Here is a 13,330-nt window from a genome sequence, read left to right on the forward strand (position 1 = left end):
CGACCCTAGCCGCCGCCCACCGCCCGCCGCAGGGGTGCTGGCACTACCTCTGCTCTCGCCCCAACACCCCTGCGCTCCGCCACCGTTGACGGGTTGCCTGGGACCATGACGAACTCGACCGACACGGTCCTCCTGCGGGCCGTGACCAAGCAGTACGGCACCGGCGACCGCGCCGTCACCGCACTGGACGATGTGACCGTCGCCTTCCCGCGCGGCAGCTTCACCGCGGTGATGGGCCCCTCCGGCTCCGGAAAGTCGACGCTGCTGCACTGCGCGGCCGGCCTGGACCGGGTCTCCGACGGCACCGTGGTGATCGACGGCACCGAACTCGGCGGCCTGGACGAGACCCGGCTGACCCTGCTGCGCCGCGAGCGCCTCGGCTTCGTCTTCCAGTCCTTCAACCTGGTCTCCGCGCTGACCGCCGAACAGAACGTGGCCCTGCCGCTGCGGCTGGCCGGACGCCGCCCGGACCGGGCCGAACTCGCCACGGCACTCGCCGAGGTGGGGCTCGGCCACCGCGGCGGGCACCGGCCGAGCGAGCTGTCCGGCGGCGAGCAGCAGCGCGTCGCGATCGCCCGGGCGCTGATCACCCGGCCCGCCGTGCTGTTCGCCGACGAGCCGACCGGCGCCCTGGACACCCGTACCTCGCGCGAGGTCCTCACCCTGCTGCGCGGCATCGTCGACCGCCACCGGCAGACCGTGATCATGGTGACCCACGACCCGACCGCCGCCGGCTACGCCGACCGCGTCCTGCTGCTCGCCGACGGACGGATCGTGGAAGAGCTGCACGGCCGCAGCGGGGCCGCGGTCATCGCCGGCCGGATGGCCGCCCTGGAGGCCCCGGCATGCTGAGCCTCGCCACCGTCCGCGCCCGCTGGACGTCCCTCCTCGGCACCTTCGTCGCGCTCGGCCTGGGCGTGACGGTCCTGGCCATGACCGCCCTGGTGCTCACCTCGGCCGAACCGGAGGTGCCCCGACGCTACGCGGGCACCCGGGTCGTGGTGCAGAGCCCTGCCGTCGACCAGTCCGACGGCACCTTCACCCCCGGCCGGCCCTGGTCGCGGGAACGCACGCGGGAGCTGCTGCGCGCCCTGGCCGCCGTTCCGGGCGTGGACCGGGCCGTGCCGGACCGCGCCTTCTACGCCCAACCCGTGATCGACGGAAGGCCGGTGGGCGCCCCGGGCCCGGAACCGCGCGGCCGCAACTGGTCCGGCACCGCGTTCGGGCCCGAGCGGCTCGTCGCGGGCGGCCCGCCGGCCGACGAGCACCAGGTGGTACTGGACGCCTCGCTGGGCCTGGCGCCCGGCTCGCCGGTCACCCTGCTCACCGCCGCCGGGCCGGCCCGCTACACCGTGTCCGGCCTCGTCCCAGGAACTGCCCCCGGGACCGCCCCCGGGACCGTCGACCCGCCGTCCCTCTACCTGTCCGACCGCGCCGCCGAGGCGCTCGCCCCCGGGGTCCGGGTGATCGGCCTGGTCACCGCGCCGGGCGCCGACGTCCCGGCCGTCGCCGCGGCCGCGGCCTCCGCCGTGGGCGGCGACGGGACGGTGCTGCACGGCGCCGCGCTCACCGCCCTGGAGGACAGGAGCGCCGAGAAGACCCGCTGGATCGGCCTGCAGATCCTGACCGCGACGGCCGGGCTGACCGCCTTCGTCTCCGTCTTCGTGGTCGCCTCCACCTTCGCCTTCGTGATCGTCCAGCGGCGGCGCGAGTTCGGCCTGCTGCGCACCATCGGCGCCACCCCCCGTCAGATCGCGCGCACGGTGTACGCCGAGTCGCTCGGGGTGGGCGTCGCGGCCGGCGGCGCGGGCGTGCTGCTCGGCGCGCTGATGGCGCCCGCGCTGGGCGCGCTGATGGTCGAGGGCGGACTGGAGCCGGCCGGATTCACCGTACGGTTCGGGGCGCTGCCGCTGCTCGGCTCCTTCGCGCTGGGCCTGGTGGTCGCGCTGCTCGGGGTCTGGTCGGCCTCCCGCCGGGCGGCCCGGACGGCCCCGCTGGAGGCGCTGCGCGAGGCCGCCGTCGAACACCGGCCGATGACCCGCGGCCGGTGGATCGCCGGCGGGGTGTGCACCGCCCTCGGGCTCGGGCTGGTGGTGGTCGCGGCCGGCAGCGAGTCCGACAGCATGATCAACAACGCCCTTTACGCGGCCATGGCGCTGATCGTCGGGCTCATGCTGTTCGCACCCGCCGTCCTCCCGCCGATCGTCCGCGCGGTCTGCCGGCCGCTGTCCGGGCTGCGCGGCGCCACCGCCGCGGTGGCCCGGGAGAGTGCGGTGACCGCCGTCCGACGCACCGCCTCGACCGCCGCTCCGGTGCTGGTGACGGTGGGTTTCGCGGTGCTGATCGCCGGACTGTTCCAGCTGCGGGCCGGCGGCTACGCGCTGGAGGAGACCGTCCGGCAGCAGGCCACCTCGGTGGTCACCCCGCAGGGCACACCCGGGCTCTCCGACGCCGCCGTGGCCGCCGTACCGGGCGGTGCCTCGCTGCTGCCCACCCGGCTCTACGCCGGCGGCACCGACCACGTCGGCGCGGTGGGGATGAGCGAGGCCGCGTTCCGCGCGGCCCGAACCCGGATGACCGTCACCTCCGGCTCCCTGGACGGCCTGACCGGCGAGAACACCATGGTGGTCAAGGCCGGCACGGCCGCCTGGCTGGGCTGGACCACCGGCCACCGCGTCCCGGTCACCTTCGAGGACGGCAGTACCGTGGACGTCACGGTCGTCGCGGAGATCACCGACGGCTCCGCCACCGCGAGCGTGCTGCTGACCACCCGCACCGTCCGGGCGCACGACCCGTCGGCGCTCACCTCGGTCGTCCACACCGCCGGCGCCACCTCGTCGGCCGTCCTCGCCCCGCTCGGCGCCCGGGCGCTGAGCAGCGCCGAGTACGCCTCCCGCACCACCTCCGAGGACGACGCCCTGGTCCGGATCTTCCTGGTCGTCCTGATCGGCACGTCGCTCGGCTGCAGCAGCCTGGCCGTCGCCAACACCCTGCTGATGGCCACCGCCCAGCGGGCCGGGGACTTCACGGTGCTGCGGCTGTCCGGCGCGACCCGCCGTCAGGTGCTGCGGATCGTGGCCGCCGAGTCGACCCTGGTGGTCGGGATCGGTGCCGCGCTCGGCCTGCTGATCGCGGTGGTCACCCTGGCGGGCGTCCGCTCCGGCCTCTCCGCCCGGCTCGGCACCCGGGTCGACCTCGCCCTGCCCTGGTCGACCATGGCCCTCACCACCGGCCTCTGCCTGCTCCTGGCCCTGCTCGCCGGCGTGCTGCCGGCCCGGGCGGCACTGCGCCGGCCCGGCGCCCGACCGGCCGACTGACTGACTGACGACCGACTGACGGCCCACCACGCGGATCGGCTGCTCCCGGTCGTCCGTTCCGCCCGGCAGTTCGACCGGCAGCGGGCCCGGATCGTCCTGCACGGCGGCCCACCGGTCGCAGGCCGGATCCAGGAGGACCATCACCGGGACCGGCCACGACAGCCGTCAGCGGAACACGACCGGCGGCCCGGACCGGCGGCCGGTCCGGTCCGCCGGTCCGGTCGGCCCGTCCCGCCCCGCGGGTTCGGGATCAGCGCTCGGACCGGGCCCGGTCCCGCCGTTCGGGCCGGGCCCGGTCCCCCAGCTCGGCCAGCGCCTTGATGCCTTCGAGGGTGGCCGTCATGCCGGTGCGCAGCTCGTTCAGCCGGAAGTCGACGATCTTCTCCTCCAGTTCCGGCTTGGCGTCGATGACCAGGCTGGCGCCACTGCGGCCGGGGCCGATCACCACCGACTGGCGCAGCCGGGTGCCGTCGCCCTCGGGGGTCAGCTCGAAGCGCCACCGGGCCAGTGCCCCGCCGAGGTCGGACACCGGCTCGCCGTAGCGGCCGTCCGCGTCCATCACCCCCCAGGCGAAGACCCGGCGGCCGTCGGGCCCGGCCGGTCCCGTTCCGCCGGCCGGCCCGGTCAGCTCCGTCACCTCGGAGACCGTCCGCCAGTCGGGCATGCCCGCACGGGTGTTGTGCCCCTCGAAGCGGGCGCCCGGCGCGGGGCCGTCCGCTCCGTCCAGCCAGGCGACGCGGTGGAGTTCCGGACTGAGCCGGGCGGGCAGGCCGATGTCCGTCACCAGCTCCCACACCCGCTCCACCGGCGCCCCGACGAACACCTCGCACCGCGTACCCGGACCATCGGCGTACCGCATGCCCGTTCCCCCTCCCGTCGTACGTCACCGCGCACATCGTGAACGCGCGCACCGTGACCGTGCGCATCACCATGAACGGCAACCTGACCATCGATGTGCACACCGGCGCGCACATCGCCTTGCGCGGATGCGGGTCGACACCCGCCCGTGCCCCCGCCACGGCGTCCGGAACGCCGGCGAGGACAGCGGGCGGGTTGCCGCCCTGGGCCCTGGATCGATGATCGATCCCGCGGAACATCCAAGTCAATCCGCCGATTTACTGGGATACCCCCAAGCGATACCTTGGGTCCCCATGACCATCGACGACCTCCGCGTCTTCGCCGCGGTCTGCCGGGCCGGCTCGCTCAGCGCCGTCGCCCGCGACCTGAACCGCACCCAGTCCGCCGTCAGCCAGCACGTGAAGCGGCTCGAACGGGAGGTCGGCCTCGCCCTGATCGAGCGCCACCCGCGCGGGGTCGTCCCGACCAGGGCGGGGAGCCTGCTGCGCGCGGCGGTCGGCACCGGGCTCGGCAGCATCGACCAGGCGCTGCACCGGATCGCCGAACTCGCGCGCGGCGAGGGCGGATCCGTACGGATCACCACCGGGGCCACCAGCATCCGGCACTTCATGTCCGCGGCCGTGGTGGACTTCCGGCGGCGCTTTCCCCAGGTCAGTCTGGAGTTCCAGACGGAGGTCTCCAGTCGCAGCTGCCTGGAGTCGCTCAACGCCGGCCGGGCCGACCTCGCCTGGATCACCCTCGGCGTCCCGGCCCGGGGCATCGACCAGCGGCCGGTGGTCGACCTGCCCTGGGTGCTCGCGGTCGCGGCGGGCGACCCGCTCGCCGGCCGGGCCCGGATCTCGCCCGCCGACCTCCAGGACACCCGGCTGATCGGGCTGCCGCAGAACTCCGTCTCCCGCTCCCAGGTCGAGGCCTGGCTCGGCAAGTCGGGTGTCCGGCCGGTCTTCGACACCAGCGTCGCGGACTGGGACACCGCGATCCTGCTCGCCGAACTCGGCCTCGGCCACGCCGTCGTCCCCGCGCTCCCGCAGTGGCAGGGTCCCGGCCACCCCGGCCTGCGGCTGCTCCCGCTGCCCGACCTGCCCGCCCTCACCGCGGGCTGGGCCGTCCGGGACTGGGAGAACCTCGGCCCGCTCGCCCGCGCCTTCGCGGACACCGTCGCCGCCCACTGCGGCCGCGGAACCCCGCCGGCCGTCGGACCGGGGAGGGACTGACCCGGCGACCGGCCGCCGCTACCCCTCGTCCTGCCGGGCGGTCCAGTCCCCTGCCGACAGGACGCCTCCGTCCGGCATCCACACCCTGTCCCGGGAGGTCGCCGTCCGCAGCGGGGCGAAGTCTTCCGGCAGGACGTCCAGCAGGCTGCGCACGCGGTCCCCGCCCCGCACGGCGAGCGCCGCCTCGCAGCGCAACTGCCTCGGCAGCTCCGGCCGGTGGGTCAGCCCGTGCCACAGCGCCGGCCGCAGCCAGTGCCGTCCCTGCGGATCCGCATGGGCCCGCACCCACGCCCGGCCCAACCGCTGGGAGAGGCCGAGCCCTTCCGCCCGTTCCTGCAACCTCAGGAGGGTGGGGGTGTCGATCACCTTGACCTCGCCGGGGAGGTCCTCGTACCGGTCCATGGCTCCATGATGCCCGGCGCCGCCGTACGGGGCGCCGGGCGAGTGCCGCACGAAACTCCGTGGCCGCAGAAGCTCCGTGGCCGCAGCGGCTCAGCGGCCGTAGAAGGAGTGGCCGCGCCCGATCTCCGCGAAACCCCGGCGGCCGTACCACGCGCGCGGCCAGTCCGCCGCGTCCGCGAGCAGGAACAGCCGGGGGATGCCGGCTTCGGCCGCCAGCGCCAGGCCGGTCGCCAGCAGGGTGTCGCCGTGCCCCGCGCCGCGGTGCCGCGAGCCGGTCACCAGGTCCTCCAACTGGGCGAGCCCGGCGGACGGTTCGAGATAGAGGTCGCTCCAGGCCGCGACCTCGCCGGTCGGCATCCGCGCAGCCAGGAAGTGCACCCGCCCGGCACCGCGCAGCCGGGCGGCGCGGCGGTCGGTGAGCTGCCGGGCGAGCTCCTCGTCCTCGATCCATTCCCGCTGCTGACGCAGCACCGCCTCCCGCACCTCGTCCAACTCCACAGGGTGCGCGGCCGGTTCGGGATGCGTGCAGCCGTCCGTCGAGCGGGTGAGGATCACCTCGCCCTGCCGCTCCCACCCCGCTGCCGCCAGTACCGGGGCCGCTCGCCCGCCCGACTCCTGGTCCAGCACGGTGACGCGGTACCGGTCGCGCGGCCCCAGCCACCGGGCGGCCAGCCCGGGCAGCGCCGCCGGGTAGGTTCCCGGCCCCTCGACGATCAGTTGGTTGTGCTCCTCGGAGCGTCCGTACTCGGCGTTCCGGACAGCGAACACTCCGGGAAACTCCGGTAGTTCGATGACCTCCTGCGCCTGGCGGCGGGCGAAGGCGGCACGGAAGGCGGTCACGCGGGCGAGGAGATCCGACATTCCGTCATGATCGGCCCTCGACCGCCACCGGACAACGGATTTCCCGCACCCGCCTCAGGAGGCCGCGCCGGAGGACGAGCGGTCCAGGAAGCGCCGGATGCCGTCCCGGACGCCGTCGGTCGGCACGGTCGCCGCGAAGGCCGCCGCCTCCACCGCGAGGCCCTCGTCGATCGGCAGGTTGATGCCCCGGGTCACGGCCCGCAGGCAGGCGGCCACGGCGGTCGGCGCGTGCCGGACGATCCGCTCGGCCAAGTGCCGTGCGGTGTCCATCAGTTCACCGGCCGGGACGACCGAGTTGACCAGGCCGATCTCGGCGGCGCGGGCGGCCGGGATCGGGTCGCCGGTGAGGATCAGCTCCAGGCCGCGCTTGCGGCCGACGTGCCGCGGCAGCCGCTGCGATCCGCCGAAGGGCGGCGGGAAGCCGAGCGAGATCTCGGGCTTGGCGAAGCTCGCGTGCGCGGCCGCGACGGCCAGCGGGGCCGCCTCGGTGATCTCGCAACCACCGCCGTAGGCCAGGCCGTTGACGGCCACGACGACCGGCTTGGGGAACTCCTCGATCCGCCGGGTGAGGGTGTGCCCGCGCCGGACGAACTCGCGCAGCGCCCGCTCGGGCCCGCCGGCGACGCTGGCCGCCAGGGACGGGATGTCGGCCCCCGCGCTGAACGCCCGCTCGCCGGCGCCGGTGAGGATCACGGCGCGGACGGTGTCGTCGGCGTCGATCCGGTCGAGTTCGGCGAGCAGCGCGTCGATCGTCGGGTAGTCGAGGGCGTTGAGCTTCTCCTCCCGGTCGATGGTGAGGGTGACGAGGTGCCGGTCCCGCTCGCTGCGGATGGTCATGGGCGCGTGCTCCGTTCCTGGCCTCGCTGCTGGATGTGACGAGGCTAGGAACTCCCGGCCAGGACAATCCACTTATTGTCCTGGATACACTCGGGCACCCACCCGTGCGCACCCGTGCACGCCCGTGCCTCCACTCCCGGGAACGGCAGGTGACCCGTGCGACCGCCCTCCTACAAGGCCATCGTCGACGAGTACGCGACCGCCATCCGCTCCGGCGCGCTCCCGGCCGGCGCACGGTTGCCGACCCACCGCACCCTCGCCCGCGAACGGCGGATCGCCCTCGCCACCGCCACCCGGGTCTACGCCGAACTGGCCGCCGCCGGACTGGTGGTGGGCGAGCAGGGCCGCGGCACCTTCGTCCGGCTGCGCGCCGGCTACGACGGCCTCGAACCCTCCCGCGCCCTCCCGGTGCCCCGGGTGGCCGACCTCTCCTTCAACCAGCCGCTCACCCCCGGGCAGGGCGACCGGCTGCGGCAGGCCCTGCGCGCGCTCGCCTCCTCCGGCGACGCCGAAGCCCTGCTGCGCCAGCATCCGCCGGGCGGCCACCGGCACGACCGGGCCGCGGTGGCCACCCATCTGCTGGACCGCGGGATCGACACCGCACCCGGGAACGTCCTGCTCACCAGCGGGGCGCAGCAGGCCCTGGACTGCGTCCTGCGGACGCTCACCCGCCCCGGCGACGTCCTCGCCGTGGACGCCCTCGGCTACCCGGGCATCAAGCTGCTCGCCACCGCCCACGGGCTGGACCTGGCGCCCGTCCCGGTCACCGCCGCGGGCCCGGACCTCGACGCGCTCGACCGGCTCTGCCGCGCCCGGCCGGTGCGGGCGGTGTACACCCAGCCGACCGTCCACAACCCGCTCGGCTGGGTGCTCGGCCCGGAACAGCGCGAGCGCCTCGTCCGGCTCGCCGCCGACCACGGCTTCACCCTGATCGAGGACGGCACCTACGCCTTCCTGGAGGCCGCGCCGCCGCCACCCCTGCACGCCCTCGCCCCCGAGCGCACCTGCTATCTGGCCGGTCTCTCCAAGAGCGTGGCACCGGGCCTGCGGTTCGGCTTCGCCGTCCTGCCCGGCCACCTGCTCCGGGCCGCCACCACCGCCCTGCGCACGGCGGCCTGGGGTGCCCCGGGCCTGATCACCGCCCTCGCCACCGGCTGGCTCGCCGACGGTACGGTCGCCCGCCTGGAACGGGAACGCCGCGCGGACGCCGCCGCCCGCCAGGCCGTCGCCCGCACCGCCCTGGCCGGCCTGACCACCACCGCGCACCCCACCTCCTACATCCTCTGGCTCACCCTCGAACCCCATCAGCGCCCCGACCACGCGGCCGCCGCCCTGGCCGCCGAGGGCATCCTGGTCTCCACCGCCGACGCCTTCGCCACCACTCCCCACCACCCCAACGCCCTGCGCCTGGCCCTCGCCACACCTCCGCTCCCCGTCCTCCCCACCGCCCTCACCCGCCTCCGCACCACCCTCGACGCCATCGCCCCCTGACCGACTCCCCCCCGCCCCCACCACGCCGCACCACGAGCCGACGTGCCCGACGTCCCGCTCCCGCTTCTCCCTACTCCGCGCCCTCGACCGACCCGCGGGCGAAGCGGGCGCTCCACTCGGCGAGCAGGCTCCGCAGCGCGTCCGGGGCGAGCACCCGGAACTCGGCGCCGAGCGAGCCCAGGGCCATGGCGGGCCAGTCGAGCGAGTCGGCGGTCATCCGCAGCCGGCAGCGGTCCGGGGTGACGGGTTCCACGGTGGCCCAGCGGCCGACCCTGGCCCGGACGTGCTCCGCCGGCGACTCGATCAGGGCCTCCACCACGTGCGGCCTGGGTATGCCGTTGAGGCCCGCGCGGACGAACTCGGCCGCGTCCGCGGCCGGGAGGGTGCGCGGGGCGAAGCGGGCGCCGCTGCCGGAGGGGGCGGTGAGCCGGTCGAGGCGGAAGGTGCGCCAGTCGGCCCGGTCGAGGTCGTACGCGACCAGGTACCAGCGGCGGTTCAGGCAGACCAGCCGGTGCGGTTCGACGTGCCGTTGCGTGCCGCGCCCGTCGGCGGCCGTGTACGAGAACCGCACCCGCTCGTCGTCCCGGCAGGCGAGCGCCACCACCGTCAGGATGTCCGGGTCGACGCCCGCGCCCGGCGGCGTCCCCCAGTCCACCGGGACGGTCACCGCGCGCAGCGCCTCCACCCGCCGTCGCAGCCGGGCGGGCATCACCTGGACGACCTTCGCCAGCACCCGCACCGAGGCCTCGGCGACCCCCTCCACCGGGCTCTCGGCCGCCGCCTGCAGCCCGACCGCGAGGGCCACCGCCTCCTCGTCGTCGATCACCAGCGGCGGCAGCGCCGCGCCCGCCGCCAGCTGGTAGCCGCCGTCGACGCCGCGCTGCGCCTCGACGGGGTAGCCGAGTTCGCGCAGCCGGTCGATGTCGCGGCGCAGGGTGCGGACGGAGACGCCGAGCCGGTCGGCCAGTTCGTCGCCCGGCCAGTACCGGTGGGTCTGGAGCAGGGAGAGCAGTCGAAGCGTCCGGGTGCTGGTGTTCGCCATGCGTCGATTCTCCCCGGGATTCAGGACAGGAAGTGGCCGCAATGGTCCGTAGCGTTGTTCTTGTCCGAGGGAGCAGGACCCGAACGAAAGGCCTTGACGATGACCACGACCTCCACCGCCCAGAACCTGACCGGCGAGCGCGCCGACCTCCTGGCGGCCCTGGAGCAGCAGCGGCACTTCCTGCGCTTCACCACCCGCGACCTCACCGACGAGCAGGCCGGCCTGCGGACCTGTGCGAGCGAGCTCTGTCTGGGCGGCCTGATCAAGCACGTGACCAGCGTCGAGCGGCTCTGGGCGGAGTTCATCGTGCAGGGCCCGTCCGCGATGCCCGACTTCACCAAGTGGACGGAGGAGGACCTCGCCCGCCGCGCGGACGAGTTCCGGATGCTGCCCGGCGAGACGCTGGCCGGCGTCCTCGCGGACTACGCCGAGGTGGCCGGCCGCACCGACGAGCTGGTGGCGGTCCTCCCCGACCTGGACGCCACCCAGCCGCTGCCGAAGGCCCCCTGGTTCGAGGGGGACGCCCGGTGGTCGGCCCGCCGGGTGCTGCTGCACGTCGCCAACGAGACCGCCCAGCACGCCGGTCACGCCGACATCATCCGGGAGTCGCTGGACGGTGCGAAGAGCATGGGCTGAGCCCGGCCCGCGGCAGGGCGGCGGGGCCCTCGGCGACATCCGAACCCGACGGGCCCCGCCGCCGTCCTCAGGCCCGCCCGACGAAGGTGAACCCGGCCCCGTCGACCACGCCGCGGACCAGCGCCTCGTCCAGCGGCTGCGCGGAGGCCACGGTGACCCGGCCGCTCGGAGCGTCGGCACTGACGTCGGTGACGCCGGGCAGGACGGCGAGCCCGGCGCTGACCGTCTTCTCGCAGTGGCCGCAGCTCATGCCGTCGACGGCGAATACGGCGGTGGTGGACATGACGGCGCCTCCGATGGCGTTCCGGACGGGCGGGCTCGACCCGGGCGGATCGAACCCGACGCGTCGACTCCGACGAACCGACCCGGACGGGTCGACCCGCCCGCCCTACGACACCCGATTCCGACGCCGCCGCCCAGGGACACGCCGCCCGGGTGACACCATCGAGCGGTTCCGGGAACCGCCCGGGCCTCCCGTCCGACTGGGCCGTGCCGTGGCGCGCGCCACGTCCTGAACCGCCGCCGCGCCCCGTCCCGTTCCTCCAGGTACCACCCTTTCGCACGACCGGGCGACGGCCCGGCCGACGATCGGCGGCCGCGGCCCGCCGATCCCGTCCTGGAGCACCTCCGCCATGTCCACCCTGGCCCCGATCCACGACCGACCGGACACCACCGCCCTCCCGGTGACCCACGGCGCCCTGCGCGGCGAGTCCGCCCGCCTCACCGAGGCCTGTCGCGCGCACCCGGACGCGGCGGGAGCGGGCCGTTGAGGGCGCTCGCGCGGCTCCGCCGCCGCAAGCCCCGGCACGGCGCCCTCGCCCTCGCGCTGGCCGCGGCGCTGACCGCCGGGCTGCTCTGGTGGCAGCCGTGGAGCGACGGGGACGGGGACCGGCTGGCGTTCACGACCGCGTCCGGCGGCTCGGACCGCTTCGGCACCGGCGAGCGCCTGTACCGCTACAAGGTGCGGGTGGAGGACGGGATCGCGGAGAGCCCGGCGCAGTTCGCGGCCGAGGTGGACGCCGTCCTGGGCGATGTCCGGCGCGGTTGGGCGGCCGGCGGCACGGTCTCGTTCCAGCGGGTGCCCGCGGACCCGGTGGACTTCACCGTCTACCTGGCCACCCCGAGGTCCACCGACCGGATCTGCGGCCAGTACGGGCTGGACACCGGCGGCTGGGTGAACTGCGGCGTCACCCACCAGGTGGTCATCAACCTCAAGCGCTGGACCGAGCTGTCCGAGTTCTACCGGGGCCGGCCCGAGCTGTACCACGCGCTCGCCGTCAACCACGAGGTCGGCCACATCCTCGGCAACGGCCACGTCGACTGCCCCGGCCCGGGCGCCCCGGCGCCGGTGATGATGCAGCAGATCAAGGGGCTGCACGGCTGCGTCCCCAACGGCCTGCCGTACTCGGACTCCGGCACCCTGCTCACCGGCCCGCCCGTCCAGGCCCCCACGAACGCGCCGTGACCCGCCCGCGCCCGACCCCCGTACCGGGTCCGCGCCCGGAACACGGATAATCCTGGTCGGACCGGACGCCCCCGCACCGCGCGACCGCTCCCGCCCGTGTCCGCTGCCGGTCCCGGTGCTGTCCGCGGTCGGTGCCGGTGGAGGAGAAGCGTTGAACGGTGTGCCCGGCGGGGAGATCCTGGACTGGCCGGTGCTGCTGGAGGCCGCCGAGGCGGCCGCCCGGGCGACCGCGGGCCGGGGCCGGGTGGCGGACTACATCCCGGCCCTCGCCACCGCCGACCCGGAGGCCTTCGGCATGGCCGTCGCCACCGTCGACGGGGAGCTGCACGGCGTCGGTCAGTGGGAGCGGCCGTTCTCCGTCCAGAGCGTCTCGAAGCTGTTCTCGCTCGCCCTCGCGGTGGCGTACGGCGGCGACGCGCTCTGGCAGGGCGTCGGCCGCGAGCCGTCCGGCAACCCGTTCAACTCCCTGGTGCAGCTGGAGACCGAGCACGGCATCCCGCGCAACCCGTTCATCAACGCGGGCGCCCTGGTGGTCACCGACCGCCTCCAGACCATGACCGGCGACGCCTCGGGCGCGGTACGGGAGTTCCTGCGCCGCGAGTCCGGCAACCCGCTGCTCGACACCGACCCGGTGGTCGCCGCCTCGGAGGCCGAACACGGCCACCGCAACGCCGCGCTGGCCCACTTCATCGCCAGCCACGGCAACCTGCAGAACCCGGTCGAGACCGTGCTGGAGCACTACTACGCCCACTGCGCCGTGGCCACCAGCTGCCGCGACCTGGTGCTGGCCGGTTCCTTCCTCGCCCGCTACGGCGTGCGTGCCGACGGCACCCGGCTGATGTCCCGCAGCGAGACCAAGCGGATCAACGCCGTCCTGCTCACCTGCGGCACCTACGACGCGGCCGGCGAGTTCGCCTTCCGCGTGGGCCTGCCGGGCAAGAGCGGCGTCGGCGGCGGCATCCTCGCCATACTCCCCGGCCGCGCCGCCGTCTGCGCCTGGGGCCCGCGCCTGGACCAGGCCGGCAACTCCGTCGCCGCGGTGGCCGCCCTGGACACCCTGACCACCCTGTCCGGGTGCTCGGTGTTCTGAAAGCACGCAATCCGAAAGCACGCAAGGAGGGAACGCGGGCCCCGGCCGTCCGCACAGCGACCGGGACCCGCGGGTCCGGTGCGAGCGCCCCGCTCCCGGGGCGCTCGCCGCGAGGGG

General features: G+C 75.3%; 15 protein-coding genes. 9 read left to right on the forward strand and 6 right to left on the reverse strand.

Annotated features, from left to right (window positions below):
• The first annotated feature begins 105 nt into the window (after positions 1–105).
• Together ACGFSC_RS17485 and ACGFSC_RS17490 are read left to right on the forward strand one after the other, a co-directional pair.
• The gene (locus ACGFSC_RS17485; RefSeq protein ID WP_359898481.1) at positions 106–852 is read left to right on the forward strand and encodes an ABC transporter ATP-binding protein; all 747 of its coding nucleotides are present in this window, start codon (positions 106–108) and stop codon (positions 850–852) included.
• Positions 846–3,317, forward strand: coding sequence for an FtsX-like permease family protein (locus ACGFSC_RS17490; protein ID WP_359898480.1), 2,472 nt, complete (start codon positions 846–848; stop codon positions 3,315–3,317). The genes ACGFSC_RS17485 and ACGFSC_RS17490 overlap by 7 nt, the downstream gene beginning before the upstream one ends.
• 250 nt (positions 3,318–3,567) lie before the next feature.
• Here the strand turns inward: ACGFSC_RS17490 and ACGFSC_RS17495 are convergent, their stop codons facing one another.
• The gene (locus tag ACGFSC_RS17495) at positions 3,568–4,176 is read right to left on the reverse strand and encodes an SRPBCC family protein (RefSeq protein WP_359898479.1); all 609 of its coding nucleotides are present in this window, start codon (positions 4,174–4,176) and stop codon (positions 3,568–3,570) included.
• Positions 4,177–4,214: 38 nt separating this feature from the next.
• On the opposite strand from ACGFSC_RS17495, the gene ACGFSC_RS17500 reads away from it, so the two are divergent.
• Together ACGFSC_RS17500 and ACGFSC_RS17505 are read left to right on the forward strand one after the other, a co-directional pair.
• On the forward strand, positions 4,215–4,397 hold the full coding sequence (locus tag ACGFSC_RS17500; protein WP_359898478.1) for a hypothetical protein: 183 nt from the start codon (positions 4,215–4,217) through the stop codon (positions 4,395–4,397).
• Between the two features lie 71 nt (positions 4,398–4,468).
• On the forward strand, positions 4,469–5,389 hold the full coding sequence (locus ACGFSC_RS17505; protein WP_359898477.1) for a LysR family transcriptional regulator: 921 nt from the start codon (positions 4,469–4,471) through the stop codon (positions 5,387–5,389).
• An 18-nt stretch (positions 5,390–5,407) separates the two neighbouring features.
• Here the strand turns inward: ACGFSC_RS17505 and ACGFSC_RS17510 are convergent, their stop codons facing one another.
• The 3 genes from ACGFSC_RS17510 to ACGFSC_RS17520 form a co-directional block, all read right to left on the reverse strand.
• On the reverse strand, positions 5,408–5,791 hold the full coding sequence (locus tag ACGFSC_RS17510) for a hypothetical protein (protein ID WP_359898476.1): 384 nt from the start codon (positions 5,789–5,791) through the stop codon (positions 5,408–5,410).
• Between the two features lie 90 nt (positions 5,792–5,881).
• On the reverse strand, positions 5,882–6,652 hold the full coding sequence (locus tag ACGFSC_RS17515; RefSeq protein WP_359898475.1) for a GNAT family N-acetyltransferase: 771 nt from the start codon (positions 6,650–6,652) through the stop codon (positions 5,882–5,884).
• 54 nt (positions 6,653–6,706) lie between these two features.
• Complete coding sequence (locus ACGFSC_RS17520; protein ID WP_359898474.1) at positions 6,707–7,489, reverse strand: crotonase/enoyl-CoA hydratase family protein; 783 nt, start codon at positions 7,487–7,489, stop codon at positions 6,707–6,709.
• Positions 7,490–7,645: 156 nt separating this feature from the next.
• Here ACGFSC_RS17520 and ACGFSC_RS17525 point away from each other — a divergent pair, with 156 nt between their 5' ends.
• Positions 7,646–8,980: a PLP-dependent aminotransferase family protein gene (locus tag ACGFSC_RS17525; RefSeq protein ID WP_359898473.1), complete on the forward strand. Its 1,335-nt coding sequence runs from the start codon at positions 7,646–7,648 to the stop codon at positions 8,978–8,980.
• A gap of 70 nt (positions 8,981–9,050) precedes the next feature.
• Here the strand turns inward: ACGFSC_RS17525 and ACGFSC_RS17530 are convergent, their stop codons facing one another.
• A complete protein-coding gene (locus ACGFSC_RS17530; protein WP_359898472.1) occupies positions 9,051–10,022 on the reverse strand; it encodes a YafY family protein in 972 nt (323 codons plus the stop codon).
• 99 nt (positions 10,023–10,121) lie between these two features.
• Here ACGFSC_RS17530 and ACGFSC_RS17535 point away from each other — a divergent pair, with 99 nt between their 5' ends.
• Entirely contained in the window at positions 10,122–10,658 is a 537-nt protein-coding gene (locus ACGFSC_RS17535) for a DinB family protein (protein ID WP_359898471.1), read from the forward strand.
• A gap of 67 nt (positions 10,659–10,725) precedes the next feature.
• Here ACGFSC_RS17535 and ACGFSC_RS17540 read toward each other — a convergent pair whose 3' ends face one another.
• On the reverse strand, positions 10,726–10,941 hold the full coding sequence (locus tag ACGFSC_RS17540) for a heavy-metal-associated domain-containing protein (protein ID WP_359898470.1): 216 nt from the start codon (positions 10,939–10,941) through the stop codon (positions 10,726–10,728).
• A 349-nt stretch (positions 10,942–11,290) separates the two neighbouring features.
• Here ACGFSC_RS17540 and ACGFSC_RS17545 point away from each other — a divergent pair, with 349 nt between their 5' ends.
• From ACGFSC_RS17545 to ACGFSC_RS17555, 3 genes are all read left to right on the forward strand, one after another.
• Positions 11,291–11,428, forward strand: a complete 138-nt coding sequence (locus ACGFSC_RS17545) for a hypothetical protein (protein WP_359898469.1) — start codon at positions 11,291–11,293, stop codon at positions 11,426–11,428.
• Complete coding sequence (locus ACGFSC_RS17550) at positions 11,425–12,123, forward strand: DUF3152 domain-containing protein (protein WP_359898468.1); 699 nt, start codon at positions 11,425–11,427, stop codon at positions 12,121–12,123. The genes ACGFSC_RS17545 and ACGFSC_RS17550 overlap by 4 nt, the downstream gene beginning before the upstream one ends.
• A 178-nt stretch (positions 12,124–12,301) precedes the next feature.
• Positions 12,302–13,213, forward strand: a complete 912-nt coding sequence (locus tag ACGFSC_RS17555; RefSeq protein ID WP_359898535.1) for a glutaminase — start codon at positions 12,302–12,304, stop codon at positions 13,211–13,213.
• Positions 13,214–13,330: the final 117 nt, after the last annotated feature.

Source organism: Kitasatospora sp. NPDC048715 (genome assembly GCF_043198905.1).
In the GTDB taxonomy this organism is placed as follows: Bacteria; Actinomycetota; Actinomycetes; order Streptomycetales; family Streptomycetaceae; genus Kitasatospora; species Kitasatospora lactacystinica.

Coding starts and splice junctions, on each gene's coding strand:
- ACGFSC_RS17485 (WP_359898481.1), top strand. CDS start 106: ATGACGAACTCGACCGACACGGTCCTCCTGCGGGCCGTGACCAAGCAG.
- ACGFSC_RS17490 (WP_359898480.1), top strand. CDS start 846: ATGCTGAGCCTCGCCACCGTCCGCGCCCGCTGGACGTCCCTCCTCGGC.
- ACGFSC_RS17495 (WP_359898479.1), bottom strand. CDS start 4,176: ATGCGGTACGCCGATGGTCCGGGTACGCGGTGCGAGGTGTTCGTCGGG.
- ACGFSC_RS17505 (WP_359898477.1), top strand. CDS start 4,469: ATGACCATCGACGACCTCCGCGTCTTCGCCGCGGTCTGCCGGGCCGGC.
- ACGFSC_RS17510 (WP_359898476.1), bottom strand. CDS start 5,791: ATGGACCGGTACGAGGACCTCCCCGGCGAGGTCAAGGTGATCGACACC.
- ACGFSC_RS17515 (WP_359898475.1), bottom strand. CDS start 6,652: ATGTCGGATCTCCTCGCCCGCGTGACCGCCTTCCGTGCCGCCTTCGCC.
- ACGFSC_RS17520 (WP_359898474.1), bottom strand. CDS start 7,489: ATGACCATCCGCAGCGAGCGGGACCGGCACCTCGTCACCCTCACCATC.
- ACGFSC_RS17530 (WP_359898472.1), bottom strand. CDS start 10,022: ATGGCGAACACCAGCACCCGGACGCTTCGACTGCTCTCCCTGCTCCAG.
- ACGFSC_RS17535 (WP_359898471.1), top strand. CDS start 10,122: ATGACCACGACCTCCACCGCCCAGAACCTGACCGGCGAGCGCGCCGAC.
- ACGFSC_RS17540 (WP_359898470.1), bottom strand. CDS start 10,941: ATGTCCACCACCGCCGTATTCGCCGTCGACGGCATGAGCTGCGGCCAC.
- ACGFSC_RS17545 (WP_359898469.1), top strand. CDS start 11,291: ATGTCCACCCTGGCCCCGATCCACGACCGACCGGACACCACCGCCCTC.